Origin of the sequence: Streptomyces endocoffeicus (genome assembly GCF_016741935.1) — a bacterium.
Taxonomy (GTDB): Bacteria; Actinomycetota; Actinomycetes; order Streptomycetales; family Streptomycetaceae; genus Streptomyces; species Streptomyces endocoffeicus.
Genome location: NZ_JAERRG010000020.1, coordinates 122,709 through 147,139, shown reverse-complemented (window position 1 = coordinate 147,139; position 24,431 = coordinate 122,709). Strand labels below are relative to the sequence as shown.

The 24,431-nt window shown below is 73.1% G+C and carries 17 protein-coding genes; 5 read left to right on the top strand and 12 right to left on the bottom strand.

The genetic code is table 11. The features are described 5' to 3' along the window. Positions 1-21 precede the first annotated feature (21 nt). On the bottom strand, positions 22-1,188 hold the full coding sequence (locus JK364_RS37280; protein ID WP_201855819.1) for a glycosyltransferase family 4 protein: 1,167 nt from the start codon (positions 1,186-1,188) through the stop codon (positions 22-24). Positions 1,189-1,594: 406 nt separating this feature from the next. Continuing rightward, positions 1,595-3,019: a HEAT repeat domain-containing protein gene (locus JK364_RS37275; protein WP_201855818.1), complete on the bottom strand. Its 1,425-nt coding sequence runs from the start codon at positions 3,017-3,019 to the stop codon at positions 1,595-1,597. A 313-nt stretch (positions 3,020-3,332) separates the two neighbouring features. On the opposite strand from JK364_RS37275, the gene JK364_RS37270 reads away from it, so the two are divergent. After that, positions 3,333-4,880: a PP2C family protein-serine/threonine phosphatase gene (locus JK364_RS37270; protein ID WP_201855817.1), complete on the top strand. Its 1,548-nt coding sequence runs from the start codon at positions 3,333-3,335 to the stop codon at positions 4,878-4,880. Between the two features lie 150 nt (positions 4,881-5,030). On the opposite strand, the gene JK364_RS37265 is transcribed toward JK364_RS37270, so the two are convergent. Beyond that, positions 5,031-6,539: a DNA-binding protein NsdB gene (locus JK364_RS37265; protein ID WP_201855816.1), complete on the bottom strand. Its 1,509-nt coding sequence runs from the start codon at positions 6,537-6,539 to the stop codon at positions 5,031-5,033. Between the two features lie 247 nt (positions 6,540-6,786). Between JK364_RS37265 and JK364_RS37260 the strand changes: the two genes are divergently transcribed. Both JK364_RS37260 and JK364_RS37255 read left to right on the top strand, forming a co-directional pair. Then, positions 6,787-7,890, top strand: coding sequence for an aminoglycoside phosphotransferase family protein (locus JK364_RS37260; protein WP_201855815.1), 1,104 nt, complete (start codon positions 6,787-6,789; stop codon positions 7,888-7,890). A gap of 168 nt (positions 7,891-8,058) precedes the next feature. Further along, positions 8,059-10,080: an N-acetylmuramoyl-L-alanine amidase gene (locus JK364_RS37255; RefSeq protein ID WP_230993069.1), complete on the top strand. Its 2,022-nt coding sequence runs from the start codon at positions 8,059-8,061 to the stop codon at positions 10,078-10,080. An 89-nt stretch (positions 10,081-10,169) separates the two neighbouring features. Here JK364_RS37255 and JK364_RS37250 read toward each other — a convergent pair whose 3' ends face one another. Further along, the gene (locus JK364_RS37250; protein WP_201855814.1) at positions 10,170-10,670 is read right to left on the bottom strand and encodes a hypothetical protein; all 501 of its coding nucleotides are present in this window, start codon (positions 10,668-10,670) and stop codon (positions 10,170-10,172) included. Positions 10,671-10,731: 61 nt separating this feature from the next. Then, positions 10,732-13,659, bottom strand: coding sequence for an ATP-binding protein (locus JK364_RS37245; protein WP_201855813.1), 2,928 nt, complete (start codon positions 13,657-13,659; stop codon positions 10,732-10,734). A gap of 251 nt (positions 13,660-13,910) precedes the next feature. Between JK364_RS37245 and JK364_RS37240 the strand changes: the two genes are divergently transcribed. After that, positions 13,911-15,011, top strand: a complete 1,101-nt coding sequence (locus JK364_RS37240) for an isoafricanol synthase (RefSeq protein WP_201855812.1) — start codon at positions 13,911-13,913, stop codon at positions 15,009-15,011. Positions 15,012-15,051: 40 nt separating this feature from the next. Here JK364_RS37240 and JK364_RS37235 read toward each other — a convergent pair whose 3' ends face one another. The 6 genes from JK364_RS37235 to JK364_RS37210 all read right to left on the bottom strand — a co-directional run bounded on the left by JK364_RS37235 (position 15,052) and on the right by JK364_RS37210 (position 21,584). After that, positions 15,052-16,884, bottom strand: coding sequence for an AMP-dependent synthetase/ligase (locus JK364_RS37235; protein ID WP_201855811.1), 1,833 nt, complete (start codon positions 16,882-16,884; stop codon positions 15,052-15,054). A gap of 279 nt (positions 16,885-17,163) precedes the next feature. Continuing rightward, entirely contained in the window at positions 17,164-17,406 is a 243-nt protein-coding gene (locus JK364_RS37230) for a DUF397 domain-containing protein (protein ID WP_201855810.1), read from the bottom strand. Between the two features lie 93 nt (positions 17,407-17,499). Next, positions 17,500-18,666 carry a thiolase family protein gene (locus tag JK364_RS37225; protein WP_201855809.1) on the bottom strand — a complete coding sequence of 389 codons (1,167 nt, stop codon included), beginning with the start codon at positions 18,664-18,666 and terminating at the stop codon, positions 17,500-17,502. Beyond that, positions 18,663-19,757: a thiolase family protein gene (locus JK364_RS37220; protein WP_201855808.1), complete on the bottom strand. Its 1,095-nt coding sequence runs from the start codon at positions 19,755-19,757 to the stop codon at positions 18,663-18,665. Before JK364_RS37220 ends, JK364_RS37225 begins: the two co-directional genes overlap by 4 nt. Next, positions 19,758-20,717: a Zn-ribbon domain-containing OB-fold protein gene (locus tag JK364_RS37215; RefSeq protein WP_201855807.1), complete on the bottom strand. Its 960-nt coding sequence runs from the start codon at positions 20,715-20,717 to the stop codon at positions 19,758-19,760. 60 nt (positions 20,718-20,777) lie between these two features. Continuing rightward, positions 20,778-21,584 carry a crotonase/enoyl-CoA hydratase family protein gene (locus JK364_RS37210; protein ID WP_201855806.1) on the bottom strand — a complete coding sequence of 269 codons (807 nt, stop codon included), beginning with the start codon at positions 21,582-21,584 and terminating at the stop codon, positions 20,778-20,780. 165 nt (positions 21,585-21,749) lie between these two features. Here JK364_RS37210 and JK364_RS37205 point away from each other — a divergent pair, with 165 nt between their 5' ends. Next, the gene (locus tag JK364_RS37205; protein WP_201855805.1) at positions 21,750-23,378 is read left to right on the top strand and encodes an acyl-CoA synthetase; all 1,629 of its coding nucleotides are present in this window, start codon (positions 21,750-21,752) and stop codon (positions 23,376-23,378) included. Between the two features lie 298 nt (positions 23,379-23,676). On the opposite strand, the gene JK364_RS37200 is transcribed toward JK364_RS37205, so the two are convergent. Continuing rightward, positions 23,677-24,282: a chorismate mutase gene (locus tag JK364_RS37200; protein WP_201855804.1), complete on the bottom strand. Its 606-nt coding sequence runs from the start codon at positions 24,280-24,282 to the stop codon at positions 23,677-23,679. Between the last annotated feature and the right edge of the window lie 149 nt (positions 24,283-24,431).

The following is a 24,431-nucleotide window of genomic DNA, read 5'->3' as shown; positions in this document are numbered from 1 at the left end:
CGGCGGCCGCGCGTGCGGCGCTCATGCCGCGACCGCCGTACGGGCCGACAGGACCTCGGTGTAGTGGTCGATGAGCTGGTCGCCGATCGCCGCCCAGGTACGGCCCTCGACCGCCTCCCGGCCCGCGTGGCCCAGCGCCGCGCGCAGCTTCGCGTCGGCCGCGAGCAGCGAGACGGCGTCGGTCACCTCGGTCGCGTCCCCGGGCGGCACCAGCAGTCCGGTGCGCCCGTGGTCGATGAGGTCGAGCGGGCCGCCCGCCGCGGGCGCGATCACCGGGACGCCGCTGGCCTGGGCCTCCTGCACGGTCTGGCAGAAGGTCTCCTGGGGCCCGGTGTGGGCGAAGACGTCCAGCGAGGCGAAGACGCGGGCCAGGTCGTTGCCGGTGCGGCGGCCGAGGAAACGGGCCCTCGGCATGGCCGCCCGCAGCGCGGGCTCGCTCGGCCCGTCCCCGACCACGACCACCTGGATGCCGGGGAGCTCGCTCAGCGGCGCGAGCAGCTCGACGTTCTTCTCCGGGGCGAGGCGGCCGATGTATCCGACGATCAGCTCACCGCCGGGGGCGAACGAGCGCCGCAGCTCCGGGTCGCGGCGCGAGGGGTGGAAGCGTTCGGTGTCGACCCCGCGCGGCCACAGTCGGATCCGCGGCACGCCGTGCTCGTCCAGGTCGCGAGCGGCGGCGGTGGAGGGGGCGAGGGTGCGGTCGGCGGCGGTGTGCACGGCGCGGATGCGCCGCCAGGCCGCGTTCTCGCCCGCGCCGAGGTAGGTGCGGGCGTAGGAGCCCAGGTCGGTCTGGTAGACGGCCACCGCGGGTATCCGCAGCCGGAGCGCGGCCGTCATCCCACGCGCGCCCAGGACGAAGGGGCTGGCGAGGTGGACGACATCGCTGCCGTGGGAGGTGATCGCGGCCGCGAGCTTCCGGCTGGGCAGCGCGACCCGCACCTGCGGATAGCCGGGCAGGGGCAGGGACGGGATACGGACGACGGGGTACGGATGCGACCGGTCCATCTCCCCTTGGCTCTCGGGTGGACCGCCGGCCGTGCCGGGCGGTGAGCCGCCGGGGGGACCCGCCGGTGCGATGACCAAGGGGTGATGACCACGGCGGTGGAGATGGTCCGCGGTCTGCAGCGTGCAGTGAGCGACGCCGTTGATGTCGGGTGGGAAGGATTCAGTCACGATGGCGACACGCATACCGGTGTTGTCGGCGTACGAAGGGTGGCCCCGGCATCGTGAACGTTTCGCGCCGTAGAACGTCCCATGAGCGTTGGCCCTCGCACCCCGAAGGGCCCGCTCGGGGCCCTGGAGGGATCACCGCAAACCCGTATGAACCCGCTGGAATCGGCGGCCGGTCACCCGGCGTGAATGTGTCGCTGCGAACGCCCTGCTCGGGGCGGAGCGGTGATACGGAGGGTGATGAGCCTCTCACCCATGCTCGCAAAGACGCGCCCGACGTCTCGAGGGTTGCCTGTGTCCGGCACAGTTGCCTGCGTCCGACAACATGGGAGGTGCCCGCGTCCGACACCTTGGGGGGCGCCTGCCCCCCGGGTCCTGGGGCGCCTGCCCCCGGGGCCGTACGTCGGAGGCGGCCGGGGAGGGGTCAGAAGCCCGGGGTCTCGGGTCCGATGCGGCTGCGGACCGCCGTCTGGACCTCGGCCTCCTCCGCCGGGTCGGCGGCCAGCCGGCGGAGCTGCTCGACGACGCGGGCGTCGGCGGTGGCGGCGTGGCGGGCGGCGACTTCGCGGGTGCTCTCCTCGCAGTCCCAGAGGCATTCGACCGCGAAGCCCGCCGCGAAGGACGGATCGGTGGCGGCCAGCGCGCGGGCGGCGCGGCCGCGGAGGTGGGAGGAGGCCGTCTCCCGGTAGATATGGCGCAGGACGGGCGCGGCGCAGGAGATCGTCAGGCGCCCGGCGCCGTCGACGAGCGTCCACAGGGTCTGGGCGTCCGGGCCCTCGGCCCGCACCGTGCGGCGGAGGGCGGCGAGCACGAGCGGGGCGTCATAGTGTCCACCGCGGCAGGACAGCATCGCGGCCGCCGCGTCCCCGAGCGCGTCGGGGCGGTGGGCCCAGACCCGGGCCCGGTCGAGGGCGGCGATACTGCGCATGCGTTCGAAGGCGGAGAGGGCCGCCTGGGAGACCAGCTGTGAGGCGTCCGGCTCGGTCACGGCGGCCTCGATCAGATCGAGCACCTCGGGGTCGCCGATCTCCGCGAGGTGCCGCAGCGCCGCGGCGCGGGCGGCGTCGGGGGCCGACGCGGCGGCGGCGAGGAGCTCGGGCCGGTCCTCGGGACCGGCGACGGCGGCCAGACAGCGGGCGGCCGCGTCGGGGCGGCGGGCGTCCGGCTTCAGATCGTGCTCCCGCTGGGCCCACAGCAGGATGTCGTGCACGCTCCAGCCGGGGCGCGGCCCCGAGGGCCGCAGCTGGCGCTGCCATCGGTCGAAGGCGCCGCGCTCGGCCGCCGCGCGGACCCGCGGCCCGTGGTCCGGATCGTCGGCCCACAGCCGCCAGGGCCGGGGTTCGTAGGCGCCGCGCACCACGGCGGCCAGTTCGGCGTCGCCGTCGGGGGTCCGGGGGAAGTGGGCGAGGATCGCGGGGGCGAGGCCGCGCAGCCCGGTGTCGTCGTCGCGCAGGGCCAGCTCGTCCAGGGCCCATTCCCAGTTGCTGCCGGCCGCGGCGTAGCGGCGCAGCAGCCGCAGGGCGTCGGACCTGCCGTAGGCGGCGAGGTGGCCGAGGACGGAGAGGGCGAGCCCGGTGCGCTCCTCGTCGTCGTTGACCAGGTCGTCGGGGTGGAACAGATGCTGTTCGATCTCGTCGAGCCCGGCGTCGAGGTCCAGACAGAGCCTGGCGTAATAGAGCGAGCGGTTCTCGACCTGCCAGTCACGGCGGGGGTCGCGCAGCACACAGTGGTGCAGTGCCGCGAGCGCCTCGGCCCGCGGCGCGGCGAGGGCGTGCAGGGTCCCGTCGCCGCGGCCTCGCTGCAGGAGGCCGAGCAGGGTGCCGCTGGGCGCTATGTCTGGATCGAACATGAGGTCAGCATCCGGTGCGATAGGTTCGCTGGCAACGGGATTTCCGTCGATCGGCATTCTTGCCGATGTCCTGCCGCCGTATGCCTGATGAACGGTGCGAGACTGAGGGACTCCCGAGCGCCGCAGCCTACCCGGAATCGCGCCCTCCGCCGATTCCCGCCCGACATGTCCCCGGAAGGCCATCGGCATATGCCGCAAGCACCACCGGATCGGGTATTGCCAAACCGCTTACGGGACGTCGCAGCCTGTGCAAGAGTCGTTACCGGTCCCTCCCTCAAGACCCGGCCGCGCCGCGCCCGTATCGGAGAACGTCATGCCGTCCCCCCGCTCCGCGGACCATCCCGCCGCATCGCCTCCCCAGCGTGACACGGTGGACGCCCTCATCTCGCAGACCCAGCGGCTCCGCGGCGGGCTCGACGCCGTCCGCCGCGACACCGTCGCGGACCTGGGCGGCACGGATGACGCACAGGTGCGCTGGCAGCGCGCGCTGTGCGAGCTCGCCGTCCACCAGCTGGACGATCTGGACCGGCATCTGGGCGAGCTGCGCGAGGGACTGTCCGCCGAGGCCCCCGAGACGGTCGAGTCCGCCGAGACGGCCGATCCCGTCGAGACCGGCGATCCCGCCGAGCCGGAGGCCGACGCGGCGGCCGGGGCCCCGGCCCGGAGCGAGGCCGCCGGTCACGCCCCCACCGGCCGCGGTTCGCTGCTGAGCCGGGTCGGCAGCGCCGAGTGGAACCTCCTCACCGACGAGGTGACCTGGTCCGACGAGCTCTGCCGGATCTTCGGCCGCGACCCCGGGGACGGCGGGCTCACCCTCGACGAGCTGCCCTCCTGGGTCTTCTCCGAGGACCAGCCGATCCTGACCGGGATGGTCACGGACTGCCTGGTGGACGGAAAGCCCATCGACGGCGAGTTCCGCGTCGTGCGCGAGGACGAGGTGGTACGCACCGTCCATATGGCGGGCGAGCCGGTGCTGGACACCGACGGCAGCACCGCCTCCATGTGGGCCGTGCTCCGGGATGTGAGCGAGCTGCGCCGCAGCGAGCGGGCGGTGCGCGAGAGCCGGGACACACTGCGCCATCAGCGGCGGATCGCCCGGACCGAGCGCCGGCTGGCGGTAGAGGTGCAGGAGGCCGTGCTGCCGCCGTGGCGCGGCTCCCTCCGGCTCCCGGCCCGTGACGGCTTCCCGGGCGCCGGTCCATCGGCCGACGACGCCGCCCTCGACCTCGCCGCCCACTACCTCCCCTCCGAGTCCAGCGCCCAGATCGGCGGCGACTGGTACGACGCGCTCGAACTCCCCGATGGCCACACCCTGCTGAGCGTCGGCGGCCTCACCGGCCACGGTGTGACCGCCACCTGCGGCATGGCCATGCTGCTGGGCGCCGTGCGCGGCATGGCGGTGGCCGGGATCGAGCCCGGCGCGCTGATGGGGCGGCTCAACCAGCTGCTCACCGTCTCCTCCCAGCCCGCGCTGGTCGGCGCCGTCTGCGCGCGGTACGACCCGCGCACCCGCACCCTGGCGTGGGCCCAGGCCGGACACCCCGCCCCGCTGCTGTTCCGCGACGGGACGGGGCGCCCGCTGCGCTCTCCCGACGGCGTACTGCTCGGCGCCACGGCCGGCGCCGCGTACACCCAGTGCGAGGAGCGGCTGGAGCCGGGCGATCTGCTGGTGCTGCACACCGGACGGCTCGCCCGGGACACCGAGGGCGCCACCGAGCGGCTGCTCGCGCTCACACCACGGCTGACCGCCGCCCATGGCGCACAGGAGTGCGTACGGACGGTGGCCGAGGCGTTCGGCGACGAGCCGCGCGAGAACGACGCCTGTGTGCTGATCGCCAGGGTCACCGACGCCCGCGCATGAAGCGGCGCCCCGCGTCGGCGTGACGCGGTGAGCGTCCCCTCGTACGGCGTTGACCCCGCGTAAGGCGTCGGCCCTTCGTACGGCGTTGACCCCGCGTGCTGCCCTTCGTACGGCTCCTCGTCGTGCCCTTCGTACGGCGTGGCCCGGTCGCTAGACGGCCGCGCTCTTGGCGATGGAGCCGGCCCCTTTCAGCCCCGGGCCGCCCTTCCCCGCGCCTCCCTTCGGCATCACCTGCTGGATCTCCTCGCGCAGCTCCCGGATCGCCGGTGATGTGCCGTACCGCCCGGTGAGCCGGTACATCTCGCGCAGCCGGTCCCAGGTGCGGTGCGAGGAGTTCTGCTCGATCGTCAGCAGCGCCATCCGGGCATAGCGGTCGGCCTGCTCGGGATCGTCGCCGAGGAAACAGGCCGAGGCGATGGAGATGTGGTCGAAGATCTGGGACCGCTGGCGCCCGCCCTCCCGCATCCGCAGCGCCTTCTTGGCATGGCTCTGGGCGATCCCCGCCGCCCCCGGCTCGTGCTCCGCCAGGGTGCGGTGGACCAGCCCCTGCATGCCGTGCAGATCGGCCTCGTTGAACAGCTGCATCCAGCTCGGCGCCGGTCCGTCGTCCCGGTCCGAGACGAAGAGCTCCTCCGCCTCGCCCAGGGCGCGCCGCACCGCCTGGCCCTGGCCCTTGGACGCCTGCGCCCATGCCTCGATGGTGCAGAACATGGACCGGGTGCGCGGCAGCGCCGCCTCGCCCGCACCGGATTTGGCCAGCCTCATCAGCTCCAGGGCGTCGTCCGGGCGGCCGAGGTGCACCATCTGCCGGGCGGCCCGGGAGAGCGCCTCGCCCGCCCGGGGCCGATCGCCGCCCTCTCGGGCCGCGTGGGCGGCGATGACGAAGTACTTCTGGGCGGTCGGCTCCAGGCCGACGTCATGGGACATCCAGCCGGCGAGGACGGCCAGATTGGCCGCCACCCCCCACAGTCTGCGCTGCAGGTGCTCGGGGTGGCGATAGGCGAGCATGCCGCCCACCTCGTTGAGCTGGCCCACCACGGCCTTGCGCTGGAGCCCGCCGCCGCGGGCCGCGTCCCAGGCGCGGAAGACCTCGACCGAGGTCTCCAGGGCGTCGATCTCCTGGGAGCCCACGGGGGCGGCCTCGTAGCGGTCGAAGCCCACGGGCTCGACGGAGAGGGGATTGTCGGTACGGGGCGCGTCGGTGGCGAGGGTGGGGTCGGAGAGCAGAAAGTCGCTCATGGCACCGGTGATGGCGGATCCCGCGGCGAGCGCGGCACCCGCACCCACCAAGCCGCGTCGGTTGAACATAAGGTCCATTCCCGTGAATTCGGTGAGGACCGCGGCCGTGGACTCGGGCGGCCAGAGCAGCCCGTCGCCGGACTGCCCCTTTCCCGCGCGCCCCCCTCGTCCGAACCCGAGATCCTCGATGGTCACGACTCGACCGAGGCGCTCGGTGAACAGGGCCGCCAGCACCTTGGGCACGGGATCGCGCGGCGTCTCGCCGGTGTCGATCCAACGCCGCACCCGCGAGGTGTCGGTCGCCAGCTGCGGATGGCCCATGGCCGCCGCCTTCCGGTTCACGAGCCTCGCGAGCTCCCCCTTGGACCAGCCGGCGAGGCCGAACAGGTCCGCAAGACGGGTGTTGGGTTCCCTCGTCACGTCAAGCCCCCAGGTTCCTCGGCTGACTTGACAGTAACGGTCCCGTCACGAGCCGTGCGACTATTCGCCAGGGTTCGCCAGGGTCCGCCAGATGGTGTGCCACCCGCACAGGGGTGTGATGTAGGAGTGCGTTACCCGGCCCGGCGGCGGCTCGAGTTCGACCGAACCGCATTCCCCAGGGTGCGGCCCCGCCCCGGGGCCGGGTGCGTACGCAATTCGTCGGCACACGAAGGGATCTGTCTCGCCCATGTACGCAGCATCGTCCTCCGTGTCCGCCCCGCCCCGGCCGTACCGGCGGCAGCTGCCCGGCAATGGGCCGTACCTCGATCCCGCCCCCGGCGGCCGGGCCCGGCGGACCGCCGCCCTCGGCCCCGTGCCGCCCCGCGGGAGACTCGACTTGTCCGGTCCACAGGGTGCGCAGCTGCGCACCGCGATCACCTCGGTCCACCGCATCTGTCCGGAGTTCAACCCGGTGCAGGTGCTGCGGCGCAGCGGACGGTCCGTGCTCCTGATCGGGGCGACCGGGCGCAGCACGGCGGTGGCCAAGTGCCTGCTGGACCACTCCCCCGCGTGGGCCGAGCGGTTCCGCCGGGAAATAGCGATGTACCGGGCGTTCGTCCGCCAGCGCCCGCCGGTGCGGGTGCCCCGGCTGATCGCCGCGGACCCGGACAACTGCGCGCTGGTCATCGAGCGGATGCCCGGGCGGATCGCGGCCGCGCAGCGCCACCCCACCGAGCCCCCGCCGCGTGCCGATCTGGGCGCGGTGCTGGGTGCGATCCGCCGGATCAACCAGTGGCGGCCGCCCGCCGATCTGTTCGACGCCCCCATCGACTACGCGGCCCGGCTGGCCCGCTATCACGAGCTCGGGCTGCTGACCGACCGGGACATGGGCGATCTGCAGAAGCTGCTGCGCGGCGTCTCGCACGCCTGCGGGCGGCAGACCCCGGTGCAGTTCTGCCATGGCGACGCCCTGTTGAACAACGTCCTGCTGTCCCCCGCGGGCCCGGTGCTCCTCGACTGGGACCACGCGGGCTGGTATCTGCCCGGCTATGACCTGGCCACGCTGTGGACGGTGCTGGGCGACGCCCCCGTCACCCGACGCCAGATCAGCCAGTTGGCGCAGGCCGCCGGTCCGGCCGCGCGGGACTCCTTCCTGGTGAATCTGATGCTGGTGCTGACGCGGGAGATCCGGCAGTACGAGACCGCGGTGCAGCGCACCATGCACGACCCCGCTCCCGTGGTGCCGGGCGCGGTGCCGGCCGGTGAGGAGCAGCGGCTGCTGCTGCGCCGGCTGCACGACGACTGCGCGCTGGCCCGGCGCGCGGTGCGGGCGGCGGTCGGCACCCGCTGAGCGGAGGCGGGGTGGCGGCCGCCTGGCGCGTCACCGGTCTGGACCGGTGACGCGCCGCAGGCGGGTGGACATGCGAACGTCCGTCCGGGTGACGGCGATTGACGCCACGCCTGGCAGCGCATATCTCTAAGTGGCTCGGCTCGGACCGGCCCGCTTGAGGAGGCTGCTATGCCAGAATCCGCACAGGACAGCGCCCACGACGCGCACAGAACCCCGTCCGGCCCCACCCGGAGAACCACACTGCGGACCGCGGGAGCCGCGGCGTCCGCCGCCCTTCTGCTCCCGCTGGTCTCCGCCACCCCCGCCGCCCATGCCGACCAGCGACGGGCCGACGGACCCGGCACCGAGGGCGCCCTGCGGCGCGCCTTCGCGACCGCTGCCGCCGAGTACGGCGTTCCGCTGAGCGTGCTCCTGGGCGTGTCGTATCTGCAGTCGCGCTGGGACGGCCACGGTGGCGCGCCCAGCGTCACCGGCGGCTACGGCCCCATGCACCTCACCGACGCCCACACCGCCCTGCTCACCGCCCCGCACCACAGCCAGGGCACCGAGGACGCGCGCGGCGATCTGGCCCGTCCGCTGAGGGTCCCCAAGACCACCGTTCCCCAGCCCCGGCAGCTGCCCGCCCGGCTGCGCACCCTCGGCCGCGCCGCGGACCTCACCGGGCTGTCCGCGGAGGCGCTGCGCGGCGACGAGAGCGCCAATGTGCGCGGTGGCGCGGCGCTGCTGGCCGCCACGCAGAAGCGGCTCGGGCTGCCGTCGAGCGAGGACCCCGCCGACTGGTACGCGGCGGTGGCGGCCTACTCCGGCGCCGATGACGCCGCCGCCGCGGCCTTCTTCGCCGACGAGGTGTACGGGGTGATCCGCGGCGGTGCCGCGCGGACGACCGCCGACGGCGAGCGGGTCTCCCTCGACGCGGCGCCCGATGTCACCCCGGACACCCGGCAGCTGCGGACGCTCGGGCTGCCGTCCCGGGCGCGGGACCCGCGGGTCGAGGCCCCCAAGGACGTGTCCTGCGAGTGGATCCCGGCGCCCTACGAGGAGTTCGGGGACAACGACTACGGCAACCACGACCTGGGCGACCGTCCCTCCTCGCAGTCCATCGACTACATCGTCATCCATGACACCGAGGGCTCCTGGGACACCACCATCAAGCTGGTCCAGGACCCCACGTATGTGTCCTGGCAGTACACCCTGCGCTCCTCCGACGGGCATATCGCCCAGCATGTGCCGCTCAAGGACGTCGCCTGGCACGCGGGCAACTGGTACGTCAACGCCAAGTCCATCGGCCTGGAGCACGAGGGGTTCCTGACCGCCCCGGACGCCTGGTACACGGAGGCGATGTACCGCTCCTCGGCGCGGCTGGTGCGCTATCTCGCCAAGCGGTTCGACATCCCGCTGGACCGCCAGCACATCCTGGGCCATGACAATGTGCCGGGCACCACCGCCTCCACCATCAAGGGCATGCACACCGACCCCGGCCCCTACTGGGACTGGGCGCACTACTTCACCCTGCTCGGCGCCCCCTTCCGGCGCACCGCGGGCTCCTCCGGCGGTCTGGTCACCATCCGCCCCGACTACGACACCAACCGTCCCGTGTACACCGACTGCGAGACGGCGGGCCAGGCATGCGCCCCGCACGGCTCGTCCGCGGTACGGCTGCACACCGCGCCGAGCGCGGACGCCCCGCTGGTCAAGGACATCGGGCTGCGCCCGGACGGCTCGGACTCGACGACCGGGGTCAATGACACCGGCGCCCGCGCCACCACCGGGCAGCAGTTCGCGGTCGCGGGGCACGAGGGCGGCTGGACGGCGATCTGGTACCTCGGCCGGCGGGCCTGGTTCCAGAATCCCGAGCGGCGGCCGACGGCGGTGAGCGCCAAGGGGCTGGTGGTGACGCCCAAGGCCGGGGCCGCGGAGGTTCCGGTGTACGGCCGCGCCTATCCGGAGCAGGAGGCGTATCCGGAGGGTGTGCCGGTGCAGGCGGTCTCGCCGCTGCCGTACAAGCTGCTCGCCGGGCAGTCCTATCCGCTGGGGCTCAGGGTGCGGGGCGAGTATCTGTGGGCGACCACCTTCGATCCGGCCGGTCACAAGGTGGTGCGCGGCCAGGACGTGTACTACCAGATCCAGTTCGGGCACCGGGTGGCGTTCGTCCGGGCCGCCGATGTGACGGTCCGGCGCTCGGGGAAGTGAGCCTGACGGGCCGTCAGTCCGCCGTATGACGGACGGCCGGGGGCCGTGAGCGACCGTACGGGCGTCTCACGGCCCCTGGGAAGCGCCCCTCAGCGCTGCTGGAACATCTCCGCGGGCAGCGGCTTGAGCAGCCGGTACAGATCGTCGGTGATCGGCCGGTCCCAGCTGGCGATGGTGACGAGCACACCGTCGCTGCGGTCGAACTGGGCGCAGGAGATCCGGCCCTCGGAGAGCTTGATCCGGCGGACGATGAGCAGATTGTCCTCGTGCATGACCGGGCTGTCCTCGGTGTCCACCACCTGAACCGGCTCCTCGTTCCCCAGCGCCGCCAGCAGCTGGGTCACCTCGAACGGAGGCTGGCCCTCGGCCACCTCCCGGGCCGGGGAGCCCTCCGGCAGATTGCCGATGATCATCGCCGGGCCGCGGCCGCCGAACAGGTCGTAGCGCAGGAAGACGCCCTGGCAGGTGCCGTCCGGAGCGGGCAGCAGCCCCGCCCCGAGGTCGCCGGGCCAGTCTCCCGGGTCCATGGCGAGGACGTCGAAGTCCGGCCCGGTGGGCGTGGCGGCGCTGCGGCGGCGGAGGAAGGACATGCGGACATGGTACGTGGCCGCACGCCGGTTGCCGTGCCGGGGAGCGGCCGGGCCGCACCCCTCATCCGGGGTCGGGCGCCGGGCGCTGCGGAAGGCCGACCGTGGGGGTGATCAGCCGCTTCGCCAGCCCGGCCCGGTCGGTGCCGACCTTACGGTAGACATCGGACAGCAGCCGGGCGACCTCGCGCTCCTCGAGCCCCGTGGCCTCACCGATCCGGTCGTCCGACCAGCCCTCGGCGGCCCGCTCGGCGACGGCCTGCTCCTGCGAGGTCAGCGGGCTGGTGTGATCGACACGCAGCTGCATGGGGCGCAGCCCGGCCGCGGACAGCTCGTCGCGGGCCCGGGCCGCGAGCGCGTCGGCACCGCAGCGCACCGCTCCCTCCAGACCGCGGTAGAGCCGGTCGCCGGCCTCCTGGGGCAGGCCGATGCGGCGCAGCGCGGCGCCGTGGTCGACCAGCGCGACCGCCAGGTCGTACGCGGCCGGTGACCGCATCAGATGGCTGACGGCCTCGGCCAGCAGCTTGATCCGGTCCGGCCCCTGGGTGACAGTGGCGGCGACGTGCAGCGCCTTGCCGATGGCGGAGTGGGTGCCGAACTGACGGGCGCGGCGCACCGCGTCGTCGGCGACCTCGGCGGCCTGCCGGGGATCGGTCAGCGCGAGGGCCTGGGCGAGGTGGAGCTGCCAGGGGCACCAGGCGGGGTTGCGCATACCGCGCCCGTCCATGCGGCGGCCGACCTCGGTGAGCTGGTTCCGCGCCTCGCGATGGAGACTGGCGGCCAGGAGCAGCTCGCCGCGGACCGCCGGGACATCGGGGCAGAGCGTGGCCTGCGGCAGGGTCTCGCCGCGGTGCCGGGCCGCGAACTCCTGCGCCTCCTGGACCCGGCCCCGGCAGATCAGCGTTCCGATGAGGGTGCCGACCGCGGTCCAGTGGGCGGGTGTCGAGGAGCCCACCAGATCGGCGATCCGCATCCCCTCACGGGCCAGCTCCTCCGCCTCGCCGAGGGCGCCGCGGCGCAGCCGGGCATAGCCGAGGAGGGTGAAGCCGAAGGCCAGGTGGGAGCCGCGCCAGCCCTTGCGCTCACATTCGGCGATGCCCTTGTTGAACAGCTCCTCGGCGCGCCCGGGCTGGTCGCAGTGGAGGAAGACCAGGGCGACCAGGATGGGCACCTCGAAGCCCCAGTCGTCATCGGTCCAGCTGAGGCCGTCGCCGAGGGCCTCTTCCGCGTAGTGCAAGGCGGTGGCGACCGGCTCTCCGCGCGTCATCGCGTCCCAGGCGCGCAGCCCCATCAGATAGCGCTCGGCCATGCCGCGGCCGGTGAGGTGGTCCGCGAGCCGGGCGAGCCGCCGGGAGCGGGCGGGCGACTCCTTCTCGTCGGCGCGGAACATGTTCCACATCAGCTGCTCGGTCTGCATCCGCAGCCGGGTGCGGGCGCTGGTGGCCCGCCCGACCTCGTCGGCGAAGACCTGGGCGGCCTCCTCCATCCGGCCGCTGTGGCCGTACGCCTGGGCGAGCCGGTAGCTGATCGCCTCGCGCAGCTCGGGGCCGAGCGCGGGCTCCTCGAGCGCGGCGCGCAGATGGTTGACGGTGACGTCGGGCTCGGTGAGCTGGGCGGCGCAGCCGAGCTCGTACAGCACGGCGGCGCGCTCCTCCAGGGCGGGTGGTTCGCGCAGGGCACGGGCCAGACAGCGGCGCCCGGCGTCGGGGGCTCCGGCGCGCAGATACTCCCGGGCGGCCGCCCGCAGATGGCGCACCACCCAGGGGTCGCCCTCGGGGTGCATCTCCAGCAGATGCCGGCCGGCGGCCGCGGAGCCCAGGCCCGCGCCGAGCACCACGGTGGCGGCCTGACCATGCATGGCCACCCGCAGGGCGCCGGGGATGGCCTGGTAGACGGCGGTGGCGATGAGCGGGTGGAGGTACTCCAGCGGCCGGGTGCCGTTCCCGGGGCGCGGCGGGGCCAGGATCCGCGCGTCGACGAGCCGGGTCACCATGTCGGCGGCCTCGGTCTCGCTGAGCCCGGCGACATTGGCGGTCAGCGCCGGGGTGGCCTCGATGCCGAGTACGGCGACGGCCCAGGCGAGGCGGACGGCGGCGGTGCCAAGGCGGGTCAGCCGGTCGTTGAGCCCGCTGTCCTTGGCCGACGAGACCAGCTCGCGCAGCGCGGGCAGGTTCTCCGACTGCGGTTTCAGCCGGCGGTCGCGGATCTTGGCGGTGAGCTCGGTGACCTCCCAGGGGTTGCCGCCGGTCATCGCCCAGCACTCACGGCAGAAGGCCTCGTCGGCGTGGTCCCCGAGGACCTCACGGACGATCCTGCCGACTCCGCCCGGGGTGAGCGGCGCCAGCACATGGGGCCGTGATCCCTGGCGCTCGGCCAGGGTCCTTATCGCGGCGACGTCGGCGGTGAGGTCCTCCGGGCGGTAGCCGACGGCGAGCAGCAGGGGCAGGTCGGCGGTGCGCGGGGCGAACCGGGTCAGCCAGTCCAGCGATTCGGGGTCGGCCCAGTGGACATCGTCGAGGATCATGACGACCGGGGCGTGCTCCACGGCGAAGCGGGTCACCAGCCAGTCGAGGCCGTCGCGGACGCCCTGCGGATCGGGTGCGCCGCCGTGCCCCGAGACCACCAGGCCGACCGCGGGCGCGACGATCTCGTACCAGCCGCCGAGGATCCTGCGGTGCTCGTCCTCGCCGGTCTCCGCGAGCACCGGCTGGAAGAGCTGGCGCACCACATGGAAGGCCGCGCCCTGTTCGTGCTCGCCGCCACGGGCCCGGAGCACGGTGCAGCCGCGGGCGGCGGCCCTACGGCGCGCCTCGCCGAGCAGCGCGGTCTTGCCGACGCCGCCGGGCCCCTCGAAGGCGATCACTCCGCCGCCGCGGGTCTCGGCCCCGTCGGCCGGATCCGTACCGCACAGTTCGGTCAGCGCGGCGTCCACCGCGCGCAGCTCCCGGTCCCGCTCCAGCAGTGTCCGACGCGTCCGGTCCTGTTGGCTCATGTCCTCCGCCACGTTGCTTCCCCTCCGGCAGGTGACGCCGAGCGTAGCGCGGATGGCACGCTGCGTAGCTCTCCCATGGGGGGATTTCCGCCGGGCATTGCCAGTGGCACACGCCAATTCACCACCTCCTCTATCGATGCCACGTTCCGCACGCGAGGATGACCGGATTCAACGGGTTGGCCAGATACCGCTTTCGCCTGTGGTATATGCGGGCTCGGGTTGCCCGAACGACGAAGGGGGCGGACACGATCATGCACACGCACGCTGCGCGACCACACGCCCGTCGGACGGCACTGCTGCGTCGAGCGGCCCTGTTCGGCTTTCCGGCCTCCGCGGACCTCAATCCCGGCACCGAGGCGGCCAGGGGCCACACCATCCAATGGCTCTCGTGGTTCGGCGTCTTCCAGGACCGCGCGTCCGTCGCGGAGTACGACGCGCTCCGCTTCGACGTGCTGGCGGGCCTGTTCTACCCCCGGGCGACCGGCGCCGATCTGAACCTGGGCAGTGACCTCGTGGGCTGGTACTTCGTCTTCGACGATCAGTTCGACGGGGAGCTGGGCAGCCGTCCGCAGGCGGTGGCGCGGCTGGTGGCGGACGTCATTCGGATCACCGACGAGGACCTCGCGCACGGCAGGGCGGGCGGCGACGACGGGCCGCTGCTGGAGAGCTTCCGCGACCTGTGGCGCCGCATCAACTCCGGGCGGCCTCAGGTGTGGCGGGACCGCTTCCGCCACCACTGGCTGGAATACCTGCACTCCTACCACCGCGAGGCCCTGGAGCGGACCGGCGCCCTGCCCGGGGCCGGCGGCGCGGACGCGCCGCGCACGGTGGAGGACGTGCTGGCGCTGCGGCGCCACTCCATAGGCGTACAGCCCTGTCTCGATCTGAACGAGCCGTTCGGCGGCTACACCCTGCAGCCCGAGCTGCACGGGGGCTTCCCGCTGGAACGGATGCGGGAGGCTACGGACGATGTGGTGGTCTTCACCAATGACATCGCCTCCCTGGACAAGGAGCTGGCCGTCGGCGACGTCCACAACAGCGTCATCGTCCAGTGGGAGCGCGCGGGTGGTGAACTGGAGGACGCGGTACGCCATATCGCCGACCTGGCCAATGCCCGGTACGGCTGGTTCGAGGAGACGGCGGCCGAGCTGCCCGCGCTGCTCGCCGAGGCGGGAGCCGACCCGGACACCCACCGGGCCGTGGCGCGCTATGTGGACGGCATGCGGCATGTGATGACGGGCAATCTGGGCTGGTCGCTGCGTACGGCCCGGTACGACGAGCAGGGCACCGAGGCGGTCAGCGGGGGGCGGCAGCGGCCCTGGGCCCAGCTGACCGGCGCTCAGCTGGCGTAAGCCGCTCGACCGCTCAGCCGGCGTGGTGCCCCTCGACCGCTCAGTTCGCGTAGAGCTGCTCGATCTGCGCGGCGCAGAGTCTGTAGACCGCGTCGCGCCGCAGTTTGAGGGAGGGCGTCAGCAGCCCGTCCGCCACGGTGAATTCCTTCGGGAGGATGCGGAAGGCCCTGATCGACTCCGGCCTGGACACCGAGAGGTTCGCCGTGGAGACCGCCTGCTGGATCTCCGCGTGCAGCGCCTTGTTCGCCGACGCGTGCTCCCGGCCGACCGGGAGCCGCGCGCCGACCACCTGGTGCCAGCGCCTCAGCATCTCGGCGTCCAGAGTGATCAGCGCCCCGACGAAGGGGCGGTTGTCGCCCACCAGGACGCACTGCGAGATCAGCGGATGCGCCCGCAGCCGCTCCTCCAGCAGGAGCGGGGAGACGCTCTTGCCACTGCTGGTGATGATGATGTCCTTCTTACGGCCGGTGATCGTCAGATAGCCCTCACCGTCGAGGAATCCGATGTCCCCGGTGTGCAGCCAGCCGTCGCGCAGCGCGGTCCCGGTGGCCTTGGGATCGTCCACATAGCCCGCGAAGACGGTGCCGCCGCGCACCCATACCTCGCCGTCCGGCGCGATGCGCACCGCCGTGCCCGGCATCGGGCGGCCCACGGTGCCGTGCCGGGGACGGCCGGGCGGCTGCGCGGTGACGGCGGCGGTGGTCTCGGTAAGGCCGTAGCCGTTGTAGACGGTGATCCCGGCACCGGCGAACATCAGCCCCAGCTCCCGGCTGAACGGTGAGCCGCCGGTGACCGCGTAGCGCACCCGGCCGCCCAGGACTGCTCTCAGCCGCCGGTAGACCATATGGTCGAAGACGGCGTGGGCGGCTCTGAGCCCGGGGCCCGGCCCCTTCCCCGCGCCCTGTGTCTGCTGCTCGACCGCCGCGGCGTAGCGCACCGCCGTGTCCATGGCCCGATCGAAGAGGGAGCCCTTGCCCGCGTCCTGGGCGGCGGTCCGGGCGGCTCCGAGGATCCGCTCGAAGATGTAGGGCACCGCGAAGACGCAGGTCGGATGGAAGGACTGGAGGGACGGCAGCAGCGAGGACGGGCTGAGTTCGGGTTCGTGGCCCATGAGGATGCCGCTCCGCACACAGAGCACTTGGACCATCAGTCCGTAGATGTGCGCCAGCGGGAGGAAGGCCAGGATGGCGGGCCGCTGCCCGGGCTCGGCGAAGAGCCCGCTCCAGCCCGCGAACAGGGTGTCGCACTCGGCGGCGAGATTGGCGTGGGTGATCATGCATCCCAGGGGCTGTCCGGTGGTGCCCGAGGTGTAGCAGATGACCGCCGTCGAGCGCGGTTCGACGAGCCAGCGCCGCTCGGTGACCAGTTCGTCGTGGACCCCGGCGCCGCGCCGCCACAGTTCCGTGACGCAGCCCTGGTCCAGCTGCCAGATGGAGCGCAGCGCGGGAAGGGTGTCGCAGACGGCGCCGACCGTCATGGCGTCGTCCTCGCCCTCCACCACCACGGCCACGGCCCGCGTCCGGGCCAGGATCCAGCCCACCTGCTCCGCCGAGGAGGTGGGGTAGACGGTCACCACCTGGGCGCCGACTGACCACAGGGCATAGCTGAACAGCGTCCACTCGTAGCGCGTCCGGGCCATCAGGGCCACCCGGTCCCCGAACCGCACTCCCTCGGCCAGCAGGCCCTTCGCCAGCGCCAGGACCTCGTCCCGGAAGGCCGCGGCGGTCACCGGAGTCCACTGGCCGCGGTCGGCGGCGTCGCGCCGGGCCAGCTGGATCCTGTCCGGTTCGCGGTCCGCCAGCTCGTACACCGAGTCCGCGAGCCCGCCCGCGCGCAGCGGTTCCACCATATGGGGGAGACTGAATTCGCGCACGACACCCCCTTTTCAGCCGACTTTCCGCCCCGCACAACGGGGAGGTGGGAGGGAAAACTACCTCCCGGGGCCGGGGCTGCATAGAGCGTGGACGATTCTGTTCCCGCCCATGGAGACCCCATGCCACCTGCCAGTGTTACCGTGAGTCACGCTCACGTTTCGGCATGAGATATGAAGGGGTCGTGAGGCCGCGATGATTTCTGATCCTGGCCGATAACACACTACGGGGCGGGCCATCCGGTCCGGCCGGATCCGCCCGCCCCGATCAGCCTCCCCGGTTCAGGTGAGGTCGAACTCGCCCTCACGCGCGCCCAGGACGAAGGCGCGCCACTCGGCCGGGGTGAAGATCAGCGCCGGGCCCTCGGGGCGGCGGCCGTGGCGCATCGCGATGAATCCCTCGACGAAGGCGATCTCCACATCGCCCACGCCCCGGCTGCTCGACTGCCATCGGGCGCCCGAGAGGTCGAGTTCGGGCTTCTCGCCGCTTCCTGTCAGTGGCTGTTCGGTGGTGGTATCGGCCACGTCAGCTCATCCTCCCGCATCGTCGTCCGCGCCCCACCCTAGCGATCGTGGCCGGTGCCGCACAGGCCACGAAAGGAGGAGTGAGCAGGAGACTCACCCGGCGGGTGACGTGTCCGCGACCACCCACATCGAGAAGAACTGCGAGCCTCCCCCATAGGCGTGGCCGAGCGCCTTACGGGCGCCGTCGACCTGGTGTTCGCCCGCCCGCCCACGCACCTGGAGCGCGGCCTCGGCGAACCGCAGCATGCCGGACGCCCCGATGGGGTTGGTGGACAGCACCCCGCCCGAGGGATTGACCGGAAGTTCGCCGTCGAGCTCGGTCACCCCCGACTCGGTGAGCTTCCAGCCCTCCCCCTCGTCCGCGAAGCCCAGGTTCTCCAGCCACATGGGTTCGTACCAGCTGAAGGGCACATACATCTCCACCGCGTCGATCTCCCGGCGCGGGTCGGTGATCCCGGCCTGGCGGTAGACATCGGCCGCGCAGTCCCGGCCGGCCCTCGGCGAGACGAAGTCCTTCCCCGCGAAGAGGGTCGGCTCGCTGCGCATGGCGCCGCCGTGCATCCAGGCGGGCGGATACGGGGCGCGGTCCGCCCCGGCGCGGTCGGTGAGCACCATGGCGCAGGCGCCGTCCGAGGAGGGGCAGGTCTCGGAGTAGCGGATGGGGTCCCACAGCATCGGGGACGACCGCACCTGGTCCAGCGTCAGATCGTGCTCGTGGAGATGCGCGTAGGGGTTGCGCAGGGCGTTGCGGCGGTCCTTGTAGGCCACGAGGGCGCCGATGCCGGAGGGCGCGCCGGTGCGCCGCATGTACGCCCGGACGTGCGGGGCGAAGAAGCCGCCCGCCCCGGCCAGCAGCGGCTGCTGGAAGGGGATGGGCAGGGACAGCCCCCACATGGCGTTGGACTCCGACTGCTTCTCGAAGGCGAGGGTGAGGACGGTTCGGTGGACACGGGCGGCGACCAGGCCCGCGGCCACCAGCGCGGTGGAGCCGCCGACCGAGCCCGCGGTGTGCACGCGCAGCATCGGCTTGCCGACCGCGCCGAGCGCGTCGGCGAGGTACAGCTCGGGCATCATCACGCCCTCGAAGAAGTCGGGGGCCTTGCCGATCACGACGGCGTCGATGTCCGACCAGGTCACCTGGGCATCCTCCAGGGCCCTTACGGCGGCCTCCCGGACCAGCCCGGCGATGGAGACGTCCCGGCGTGCGGCGGTGTGCTTGGTCTGGCCGATCCCGACGACGGCCACCGGCTCCTTCGTCACGAGGCATCCCCTTCCAGGACGGCCACCAGGTTCTGCTGGAGACAGGGGCCCGAGGTGGCGTGGGCGAGGGCCCGGTCGGCGGCGCCGCGGTGGATGGCGGCGGCGGCCTCGCCGAGGCGGATCAGCCCGGCGGCCATCATGGGGTTGGCGGCCAGCGCCCCGCCGGACGGATTGACGCGTACGTCCTCCCCAAGCCGCAGCGCACGGCGGAGGATCAGCTCCTGTGAGGTGAACGGCGCATGCAGCTCGGCGAGGTCGACGGGGGCCTCGAAGGCGCCCGCGCGCTCGGCGGCGAGCCGGCTGGACGGGGAGCGGGTGAGGTCCCGTACGCCGAGGCCGTGCGCCTCGATCCGGTGGTCCATGCCGCGGATCCAGGCGGGGCGGCGGCAGAGCCGGCGCGCGGTGTCCCCGGCGGCGAGCACGACGGCGGCCGCGCCGTCGCCGACCGGCGGGCAGTCGTGGCGCCGCAGCGGGCGCACCAGATACGGCTCGTCCAGAAGGGCCTCGGGCGGCGGCGAACCGGCCAGCTGGGCTTGGGGGTTGTCCTCGGCGGCGGTCCGGCTGCGCGCCGCGACCCCGGCCAGCGCCCGCTCGTCGGCGACGGTGCCCCCTGTGCGCCCTGTGTCTTCGGCGTCTTCCGCGTCGAGCAGCGCCTGGGCCTGGAGGGCGGCGAGGGCGACCGAGTCCGGCCACAGGGGCGCCACGTAGTACGGGTCGAGCTGGCGGGTGAGGACCTCCCGCAGATCGCCGGGCGAGGACTTGCCGTAGGAGTAGACGAGCGCGGTCTCGGCCTCGCCCGTCAGCAGCCGTGTCCATGCCTCGTACAGCGCCCAGGCGCCGTCCATCTCCACATGGGACTCCGAGATGGGCGGCCAGGCGCCGACGCCGTCGAGGGCCATGGTGAAGGAGAAGGCGCGGCCCGCCAGATAGTCGCAGGAGCCGGAGCAGGTGAAGTCGATCTCGCCCGCCCGGAGTCCGACGGCGTCGAGCACCTGGTGGAGGACCGGCATCAACATCTCGACCTCGGAGATCTCCGCGGTGTCGCGCCGGTGGTCGCTCTGGCCGAAGGCGACGATGGCCACCTCTCGCATCTACAACATCTCCTTGTAGGTGTCGTAGTCGGCGTCGGGTTCGCCGGTGGGGCGGTAGTGGTCGGGGTAGCGGCCGTCCTCGCTCCATACGGGCTCCACGCGCAGCCCCATGCGCACCTCGTCGTAGGGGATGTCGCCGATGCGCGCGTGGAGGGCCAGATCGGCGCCGTCCAGGGCGATATGGGCGTACACGTAGGGCACCTCGATGTCGAGGTTGCGGGCCTTGATGTTGACGATGCAGAAGGTGGTGACCGTGCCGCGCGGGCCGACCTCCACCTGCTCTTCGGTGGCGACGCCGCAGGTGGGGCAGGCGCCCCGGGGCGGGACGTACACCTTGCGGCAGGACGGACAGCGCTCCCCGTACGTGGCGCGGCCCGCGAGGGCCCTCAGATAGCGCGACTGGGCGCGGCCGGGCGCGTAGGTGTAGTCGAGCCGGGCGGGGGCCACGATGCCGCTGACGGGATCGGTGAACGTACCCGTGTGCGGCACGGCTTCGCCGCCCTCGGCGCCGTCGTACGGTTCGAAGCAGGCGATGTCGGTAATGGCGCCCTCGCGCTCCCCGGCCCAGCGGATCCGCACCCGCATCCCGGTGCGCACGGCGTCGGGGCCGGATGCGTCGAGGGCGTGGAGGAGGGCGGTGTCCGCGCCGTCCAGCCGCACCAGCACCCAGGCGAAGGGGGTGCGCAGGGGCTGGCCGCGGCGCGGCGAGGGGTTCCAGGCCCAGGTGGTGACGGTGCCGGTGGGGGCGACCTCGACGAGGTCGGCCAGCTCGTCGGCGGTGACCGGGTCGTATTCGACGGGCGGCACCAGTACCCGGCCGTCGGTGGTGCGCACCCCCAGCACGGTTCGTGTCCGCAGTCCGGTGAGGAAGGCGCTCTGGACCGGGCCGAGGGAGCGGGTGAACGGGAACTCGACGACCAGAGGCGCCTGGAGCACTTCGGGTGAGGGGGCCGGGGTCATGGGGGTGCGTCTCCTTCCGCGCGGCCGCGGGGTGGGTGCGGCGGGCCTGAGGTGTGGGGGTCACGCCCGGCGGTAGACCGGCGGCCGTTTCTCCGCGAAGGCTTTCGAGCCCTCCTTGGCGTCGGCGGTGTCGAAGATGGGCCAGCCGCGCTCGAGTTCGGACTTCAGGCCGTCGGTCTCGGTCATCTCGGCGGTCTCGTAGACCGACGCCTTGACCGCCTCGACGGCGAGCGGGCCGTTGGCGTTGATCAGCTCGGCGAGCTCCAGGGCCTTCTCCAGCGCCGTGCCGTCCGGGACGACATGGCCGATCAGCCCGATCCGCGCCGCCTCCTCGGCCGGGTAGGGGCGCCCGGTGAGCAGCATCTCCAGGGCGTGGGTACGGGGCAGTTGGCGGGCCAGCCGTACGGTGGAGCCGCCGATGGGGAACAGTCCGCGCCGGACCTCGAAGAGCCCGAAGGTGGCGCCGCGGCCCGCGACCCGGATGTCGGTGCCCTGGAGGATCTCGGTGCCGCCCGCGACACAGGGGCCCTCGACGGCGGCGATCACCGGCTTGCGCGGCCGATGGTGGCGGAGCATCGCCTTCCAGTGCAGATCGGGGTCGGCCGCGAGGCGGTCGCGGACGTGCTGTCCGTCCATCCGGCCGCCGCTCGCGAGCGCCTTGAGGTCCATTCCCGCGCAGAAGGCCCCGCCGGCGCCGGTGAGCACCACGGAGCGCACGGCGTCGTCCTCGTCGGCCTCGGTCCAGCCGTCGTACAGCCCGACCAGCATCGGCAGCGAGAGCGCGTTCCTGGCTTCGGGCCGGTTCAAGGTGAGTACCAGGGTCGCGCCGACGCGCTCGGCGATGAGGTGTTCGGTCCCGCTTGTCACGACGTCCTCCCGTCTCGAGACCTAGAACAGGTTGCAGCAGCCGGGGGCCGACTTCAAGAGAAATCTGATGCTCAGTCAGATTTCTTGTTCCGCAGGCCTTCCCACCTCATCCCGGCGCGGCTCTAATGAGCGCCGAGCCGCCGGATCGAGGGGTCAGGAGGAGCCATGGAGTACAACCTTGCCGACCTGTTCGAGTCGATCGTCGACACCGTGCCCGACAGAGAGGCGCTGGTGTACCTCGACCAGCCCGGCACCGGGGCCGAGCGACGGCTCAGCTACGCCCAGCTGGACGCGGCCGCCAACCGGCTCGGCCACCATCTGATGGACAGCGGTATCGCCCCGGGCGAGCATGTCGGACTGCATCTGTGCAACGGTGTGGAGTACCTCCAGACCGCGCTGGCCTGTGTGAAGATCCGGGCGGTGCCGGTGAACGTCAACTACCGCTACGTCGAGGACGAGCTGGTCTACCTCTACCGCGACGCGGAGCTGGCCGCGCTGGTCTACGACGCCGAGTTCGGCGAACGGGTGGCCGCCGCGCTGCCCCACGCCGGCACCCTGCGCCATCTGGTGCGGGTCGGCACCGGGGACGACCCCGGTCCGTCCGTGGCGTTCACCGACGCCGAGGCGTCCGGATCGCCCGAGCGCGGCTTCCCGGCCCGGTCCGCCGACGACCGCTTCATCATCTACACCGGCGGCACCACCGGGATGCCCAAGGGCGTGGTCTGGCGGCAGGAGGACCTCTTCTTCTCCGGCCTTGGCGGCGGCGCCCCGACCGGCCAGCCCGTCGAGCGCCCGGAGGAGCTGGCGGAGCGGGTCGCCGCGGGCGGCGAGGGGCTGGTCTTCTTCCCGACCCCGCCGCTGATGCACGGAACCTCCACCCTTACGGCCTTCATCGCGTTCAACTTCGGTCAGAAGGTGGTGCTGCACCGGAAGTTCGTGCCCGAGGAGGTGCTGAGGACCATCGAGAAGGAGAAGGTCACCGCGGCCTCGCTGGTCGGCGACGCGATGCTGCGGCCCCTGGTGGACGCCCTGACCGGCCCCCTCAAGGGCACCGATCTCTCCTCGCTGCTCAGCGTCAGCAGCTCGGGCGCGATCCTCTCGGAGACCGTACGCGCCCAGTTCGCCGAGCTCTCCCCGCACACCCTGCTGCTGAACAACTTCGGCTCCTCCGAGTCCGGGTTCAACGGCACGGCCACCGACGACTCCGGCCCCGAGAAGGGCTTCCGGCTGCGCGTCAACGCCCGGACGACGGTGGTGGACCCGGCGACCCTCGCCCCGGTCGCGCCCGGTGAGCCCGGCCGGATCGCCCAGCGCGGCCATGTGCCGCTCGGCTACTACAACGACCCGAAGAAGACCGCCGAGACGTTCTTCGAGGCGGACGGGGAGCGCTGGGTGCTGCTCGGCGACATGGCGACCGTCGACGAGAACGGTGTGATCACCGTCCTCGGGCGCGGTTCCCAGTGCATCAACACCGGGGGCGAGAAGGTCTATCCGGAGGAGGTCGAACAGGCCCTGAAGGCCCATCCGGATGTGTACGACGCGCTGGTGGCGGGCGTTCCGGACACCCGCTGGGGCCATCGCGTCGCGGCCGTCGTCCAGCCCCGTACGGAGGCGACCGGGCTCACCGCCGACGCGGTCCGCGACCACTGCCGGGAGCGGCTCGCGGGCTACAAGATCCCCCGTACGGTCGTCTTCACCGACCGCATCCAGCGCTCCCCCAGCGGCAAGGCGGACTACCGCTGGGCGCGGGCGGTGGCGGAAGGGGCGGACCGGGACACCGCGCACCCCGGGTGAACCGCTCCGCCCTGCGACCAGGGCCTGTCCGACGGATGGTGACGCCTGCGGCGGGCTGTTCCCCCACCCCGCCCCTTCCCGAAACTGAGGCTCCGCCCCAGACCCCGGCGCCCAGGGGGCCTTCCGGGGCGGGGAGCCAATCCAGCCCCTCCGGCACTTGAGAAGCAGGGCTCAAGGGCGGAGCCCCGGCGGGGGGCCGGCGGGGGGCCGGGCCCCCGGTTTCGGGGAGGGGCGGGTAGGGGAAAGATCCGCCGCACACCCCGACCCGCCGCCCTACAGCAGCCGCAGCCCAGCAGCCTTACCGCGCCGCCCGCTCGCACACCGACGGCAGCGAGCGGCCCAGCGCCACGGTGTGCAGCGGGTCCAGATGCCGCCCGTGGACCACGGCGGCGGCCCCGGCCGTGAGGTGTCCCACGCAGGAGGGGGACTCGCGCACGGCCGCCGAGTCCGCGATGGCGCGCACGAGTTCGCCGTTGATCCGGTTGATCTCCAGCCGGACCCGGCCGAGGTCGGGGCGTTCGGTGGGCGCCTGTGCGGGGTCGGCGTCCCAGCGGCTGTAGAGGCCGCGCTGGACGACCTTGCTGGCCTCGATCTGGTCGCGGAAGATCCGCGATGTGGCCACCGGGTCGGCGCCCAGCTCCTCGGCCTGCCGCGCCACCGCCTCCAGCACCTCCCGCTCCCGCGCCGGGTCGTCGATCGGGCTGTCCGTGCCCCACTTCGCGGCGGCGACCTCGTCCGCCACCAGCACCCGCTGCGCGGACAGGTCGACCAGCGGCCGCAGGGCGCCGTGCTGGACACGGGCCGGGCCGGCCGGTGCGGCGACGGCGGCGGTGGCCCCGGTGGCCAGCACGGCGGCGGCCAGCACGGCGATCAGCGCATGACGCGGGGACGGATGCGGTCGCATGGGCGGGGATCCTCTCTCGGCGGTACGGGCGGCCCGCGCCATCGTCCAGGCGGCCGAGGGCGGGTTCTGGAACGATAGGGCGCCGCACCGCGAGCACGCCACGGGGGCCGGTCCCGCGGGAAGCGGAACCGGCCCCCGTAGGCGAGATG

Coding starts and splice junctions, on each gene's coding strand:
- JK364_RS37280 (WP_201855819.1), bottom strand. CDS start 1,188: ATGCGTGTCGCCATCGTGACTGAATCCTTCCCACCCGACATCAACGGC.
- JK364_RS37275 (WP_201855818.1), bottom strand. CDS start 3,019: ATGTTCGATCCAGACATAGCGCCCAGCGGCACCCTGCTCGGCCTCCTG.
- JK364_RS37270 (WP_201855817.1), top strand. CDS start 3,333: ATGCCGTCCCCCCGCTCCGCGGACCATCCCGCCGCATCGCCTCCCCAG.
- JK364_RS37260 (WP_201855815.1), top strand. CDS start 6,787: ATGTACGCAGCATCGTCCTCCGTGTCCGCCCCGCCCCGGCCGTACCGG.
- JK364_RS37255 (WP_230993069.1), top strand. CDS start 8,059: ATGCCAGAATCCGCACAGGACAGCGCCCACGACGCGCACAGAACCCCG.
- JK364_RS37250 (WP_201855814.1), bottom strand. CDS start 10,670: ATGTCCTTCCTCCGCCGCCGCAGCGCCGCCACGCCCACCGGGCCGGAC.
- JK364_RS37245 (WP_201855813.1), bottom strand. CDS start 13,659: ATGAGCCAACAGGACCGGACGCGTCGGACACTGCTGGAGCGGGACCGG.
- JK364_RS37240 (WP_201855812.1), top strand. CDS start 13,911: ATGCACACGCACGCTGCGCGACCACACGCCCGTCGGACGGCACTGCTG.
- JK364_RS37220 (WP_201855808.1), bottom strand. CDS start 19,757: ATGCGAGAGGTGGCCATCGTCGCCTTCGGCCAGAGCGACCACCGGCGC.
- JK364_RS37215 (WP_201855807.1), bottom strand. CDS start 20,717: ATGACCCCGGCCCCCTCACCCGAAGTGCTCCAGGCGCCTCTGGTCGTC.
- JK364_RS37205 (WP_201855805.1), top strand. CDS start 21,750: ATGGAGTACAACCTTGCCGACCTGTTCGAGTCGATCGTCGACACCGTG.
- JK364_RS37200 (WP_201855804.1), bottom strand. CDS start 24,282: ATGCGACCGCATCCGTCCCCGCGTCATGCGCTGATCGCCGTGCTGGCC.